Source organism: Halomonas sp., from assembly GCF_014859505.1.
Classification (GTDB): Bacteria; Pseudomonadota; Gammaproteobacteria; order Pseudomonadales; family Halomonadaceae; genus Halomonas.
Genome location: NZ_JACUUD010000172.1, coordinates 1 through 4,807 on the forward strand (window position 1 = coordinate 1; position 4,807 = coordinate 4,807).

The 4,807-nt window shown below is 67.1% G+C and carries 4 protein-coding genes; all 4 read left to right on the forward strand.

Annotated elements, in window-relative coordinates; genetic code table 11:
• The first annotated feature begins 103 nt into the window (after window positions 1-103).
• The 4 genes from IBX53_RS14640 (at window position 104) to IBX53_RS14655 (ending at window position 4,794) form a co-directional block, all read left to right on the forward strand.
• Window positions 104-1,684, forward strand: coding sequence for an ABC transporter substrate-binding protein (locus IBX53_RS14640; protein WP_290910674.1), 1,581 nt, complete (start codon window positions 104-106; stop codon window positions 1,682-1,684).
• 65 nt (window positions 1,685-1,749) lie between these two features.
• Window positions 1,750-2,727, forward strand: coding sequence for an ABC transporter permease (locus tag IBX53_RS14645; protein ID WP_290910677.1), 978 nt, complete (start codon window positions 1,750-1,752; stop codon window positions 2,725-2,727).
• Window positions 2,724-3,689 carry an ABC transporter permease gene (locus IBX53_RS14650; protein ID WP_290910680.1) on the forward strand — a complete coding sequence of 322 codons (966 nt, stop codon included), beginning with the start codon at window positions 2,724-2,726 and terminating at the stop codon, window positions 3,687-3,689. The genes IBX53_RS14645 and IBX53_RS14650 overlap by 4 nt, the downstream gene beginning before the upstream one ends.
• Before the next feature lie 79 nt (window positions 3,690-3,768).
• Entirely contained in the window at window positions 3,769-4,794 is a 1,026-nt protein-coding gene (locus IBX53_RS14655) for an ABC transporter ATP-binding protein (RefSeq protein ID WP_290910682.1), read from the forward strand.
• The last annotated feature ends 13 nt before the right edge of the window (window positions 4,795-4,807 follow it).

Sequence of the window (4,807 nt, forward strand, 5' to 3'; positions counted from 1 at the left end):
CGCTGAAAGCGTTGACCTCCGGCGCCTTCCTTTCTCGTCTACGTTATGGGAGAACCATGCTCAGGGCATGCGCCCATCAAACGCTTGAACGAGGAACAACAAGATGCTCAGGAAGACACTGCTTGCCAGCGCCGTGGCCGCTGCCATGGTGGCGAGTGCCGCCCACGCCGAGACCCTGCGCTGGACTCGCTCCGCCGACGGCCTGACCCTGGACCCCCACTCCCAGAACGAGGGGCCGACCCACGCGCTGAACCACCAGATCTTCGACACCCTCATCTACCAGGACATGGACGTGGAGTACCAGCCGGGCCTGGCCACCGAGTGGTACGTCCACCAGGACGACCCCCATATCTGGGTGTTCAAGATCCGCGAGGGGGTCACCTTCCACGAGGGCCAGGCGCTGACCGCCGATGATGTGGTCTTCTCGCTCAACCGCGCCCGCCACGAGCACGCCGACATGCGCGGCCTGCTCACCTCCATCAAGGAGGTGCGCGCCGAGGATGACACCACGGTGCACGTGGAGACCCACGACCCCAACCCGTTGCTGCCCAACAACCTCACCAACCTGTTCATCATGAGCCGCGAATGGGCCCAGGAGCATGGCGTCGAGGAGCCCCAGAACTACGCCGCCGGGGAGGAGACCTTTGCGGTGCGCAACGCCAACGGCACCGGCCCCTTCCGGGTGCAGAGCCGCGAGCCCGACGTGCGCACCGTGCTGGTCCGCAACGATGACTACTGGGGCATCGACCACTACCCCATGGAGATCTCCACGCTGATCTTCACCCCCATCGAGTCGGCGGCCACCCGGGTGGCGGCGCTGCTCTCCGGCGAGGTGGACCTGCTCCAGGAGACCCCGGTGCAGGACATCGAGCGCCTGGGCAACGCCCCGGGCCTCAAGAACGAGCAGGGCGCCGAGAACCGCACCATCTTCCTGGGCATGGACCTGGGCTCCGCCGAGCTGCGCACCGCCGACACCGACGACAACCCCTTCGCCGACCGCCGCGTGCGCGAGGCCATCGATCTTGCCGTGGACCAGACCACCATTCAGCGGGCGGTGATGCGCGGCAACGCCGAGCCCGCCGGGATGATCGCGCCACCCTTCGTCAACGGCTACTCCGAGCAGCTCGACGAGGTGGTGCCCGCCGACCTCGACCGTGCCAACGAGCTGATGGCCGAGGCCGGCTATGGCGACGGCTTCCGCGTCACCCTGCAGTGCCCCAACGACCGCTACGTCAACGATGAGCAGATCTGCCAGGCGGTGGTCAGCATGCTGGCGCGCATCGGCATCACCGTGGACCTGGTGGCCCAGACCCGCTCGCTGCACTTCGCCGAGCTGGCCCGCGAGGAGTACGACTTCTACATGCTCGGCTGGGGCGTGCCCACCATGGATTCCGAATACGTCTTCAACTACCTCTACCACACCAAGGAGGGCGACCGCGGCAGCTGGAACTTCACCGGCTACTCCGACGATCGGGTGGATGAGCTGACGGTGGCCATGGGCCAGGAGACCGATGAAGAGACGCGCAACGCGATGATTGCAGAGGCCTGGCAGATCGTGCACGACGAGATCGTCTACATCCCGATCCACCACCAGATGCTCACCTGGTCGATGCGCGACGATATCGACTTCAAGGTGCAGAGCGAGAACACGCCGCACTTCAAGTACCTGCGCTTCAGCCAGTAAGCGTCAAGGACCTGGCCCCCGGCCGCCACAAGCAGCCGGGGGCATCGTCGTCAATTGGTGATCCCATGCTCGCTTTCCTGATCCAGCGCGTGCTGCAGGCCATCTTCGTGATGTTCGTGGTCGCGCTCATCTCCTTCTCGCTGTTCCACTACGTCGGCGACCCGGTGCTCAACATGCTCGGCCAGGAGGCCACCGAGGCCGACCGCGCCGCGCTGCGCACTCAGCTCGGGCTCGACCAGCCGGTGGTGGTGCAGTTCTGGCAGTTCGTCGTCAATGCCGCCCAGTTCGAGTTCGGCATCTCCTATCGCTCGGCCCGGTCGGTCAGTGACCTGATCCTCGAGCGCCTGCCGGCGACCCTGGAGCTGGCCATCATCTCGGCGATCTTCGCCGTGGTCATGGGCATCGTGCTCGGCATCTATACCGCCATCCAGCGCGGCAGCTGGCTGTCGAAGTTCATCATGACCGCTTCGCTGATCGGCGTGTCGCTGCCCACCTTCCTGATCGGCATCCTGCTGATCTACCTCTTCGCCGTGGAACTGGGCTGGCTGCCCGCCTTCGGTCGCGGCCGGGTGGTCGACCTGGGCTGGTGGAACACCGGCCTGCTTACCGCCAGCGGGCTGAAGTCGCTGATCCTGCCGGCGATCACCCTGGGGCTCTTCCAGCTGACGCTGATCATGCGCCTGGTGCGCGCCGAGATGCTCGAGGTGCTGCGCACCGACTACATCAAGTTCGCCAGGGCCCGAGGGCTGTCGAAACGGGTGGTCAACCTGCGCCATGCGCTGAAGAACACCCTGATCCCGGTGATCACCATCATCGGCCTGCAACTGGGCACCATCATCGCCTTCGCCATCATCACCGAGACGGTGTTCCAGTGGCCCGGCGTGGGGGCGTTGTTCATCACCGCGGTGCGCTTCGTCGACGTGCCGGTGATGGCCGCCTACCTGATGATGATTGCCCTGGTGTTCGTGATCATCAACCTGATCGTTGACCTGCTCTACTACGCCGTGGACCCGCGCCTGCGCGTGCAGGGAGGTGCCCAATGAGCCAGGACGTGCAACGAGCCGACGCCTCGCCCGTGGCCGCGAAGCCGCCGGGGGCCCTGCGGACCTTCCTGGCCAGCGATATCGTCTACTCCTGGAAGCGCCAGCCGGTGGTGATACTCGCCACCCTGGTGACCCTGACGATGTTCGCCGGCGCGCTGTTCGCCCCCTGGATCGCCCCGCAGAACCCCTTCGACCCGCGCCAGCTGGAGCTGATCGACGCCTTCACGCCGCCGCTGACCACCTCGGACTTCACCGGCAACTTCTACCTGCTGGGCAGCGACAGCCAGGGCCGTGACGTCTTCTCGGCGATTCTCTACGGCTCGCGCATCTCGCTGCTGGTGGGCTTCGCCGCGGTGCTCTTCGCCCTGGCGCTGGGCACGGCACTGGGCCTGATGGCGGGCTTCCGCGGCGGCTGGCGCGACGCCCTGATCATGCGCATCGCCGATGTCCAGCTCACCTTCCCCTCGATCCTCATGGCGCTGCTGATCTTCGGGGTGATCCGCGGCTTCCTGCCGCGCTCCATGCACGCCGAGGTGGCGATCATCGTGCTGATCGTGGCCATCGGGCTCTCCGACTGGGTGCAGTACGCCCGCGCCGTGCGCGGGGCGACCATGGTGGAGAAGGGCAAGGAGTACGTGCAGGCGGCCCGGGTGATCGGCCTGCCGGATCACCGCATCCTCTTCCAGCACATCCTGCCCAACGTGATGCGCCCGGTGCTGGTGATCGGCACCATCGGCCTGGCGCTCGCCATCATCGCCGAGGCCACGCTGTCGTTCCTGGGGGTCGGCATGCCGGCCACCCAGCCGAGCCTGGGGACCCTGATCCGGGTCGGCCAGGACTACATGTTCTCGGGAGAGTGGTGGATCCTGCTCTTCCCCGGGGTGGCGCTGCTGCTGCTGGCGCTCTCCGTCAACCTGCTGGGAGACTGGTTGCGTGATGTCCTCAACCCCAAGCTCCGTTGAACACGGCCCAGGTGACCGGAACGCCGTCGCGACAGGTAGCCAAGAACCTGCCGTTGTGGGGCAGCCGCCGGTGCTTTCCGTGCGCCATTTGCGGGTGGAGTTCCCCACCCGCCACGCCACCCTGGTGGCCCTGGACGACATCTCCTTCGATATCGCCCCCGGTGAGGTCCTCGGCGTGGTGGGGGAGTCCGGCGCCGGCAAGTCGATGACCGGCAACGCGGTGATCCGGCTGCTGGAGCCGCCCGGTCATATCGCCGGCGGCGAGATCCGCCTGATGGGCCGGCGTATCGACGACCTGGCCGAGGAGGACTTCGTACCCCTGCGCGGGCGGCATATCGGCATGATCTTCCAGGACCCGCTGACGAGCCTCAATCCGCTCTTCTCCATCGGCGACCAGTTGGTGGAGACCCTGCGCGCCCACCTGCCGATCAGCGAGAAGCAGGCACGAGAGCGGGCCCTGGCGCTGCTCACCGAGGTAGGCATTCCCGCCCCGGAGACGCGGCTTGCCGCCTATCCTCACCAGTTCTCCGGCGGCATGCGCCAGCGGGTGGTGATCGCCCTGGCGCTCGCCGCGGAGCCGGAGCTGATCATCGCCGACGAGCCCACCACGGCCCTGGATGTCTCCGTCCAGGCGCAGATCCTCGCACTGCTCAAGCGAGTCTGCGCCGAGCGCGGCGCGGCGGTGATGCTGGTCACCCACGACATGGGGGTGATCGCCGAGACCGCCGACCGCGTGGCCGTGATGTATGCCGGGAGGTTGATCGAGATCGGACCGGTGAACGAGGTGATCCGCCACCCCCGCCACCCCTACACCGAGGGACTGATGGCCTCCATCCCGGGCCTGGCCAAGCGCCGCGAACGGCTCTACCAGATCGAGGGCGCCATGCCGCGCCTGGCGGCGATCCCCGCGGGCTGCGCCTTCAATCCGCGCTGCCCCCACGCCGCCGAGCGTTGCCGTACCGAGCGACCCGAGCTGTTGCCGGCCGGCGCTGGCCAGGCCGCCTGCTGGCTGCATGACCTCGAGAATCCACTGCCGCGCCGCGACAACCTGAGCCAACGGCAGGACGAGCCACTCGAGGATAGCCCCAGGGAGACAGCCCGATGAGCCGGATTCAACC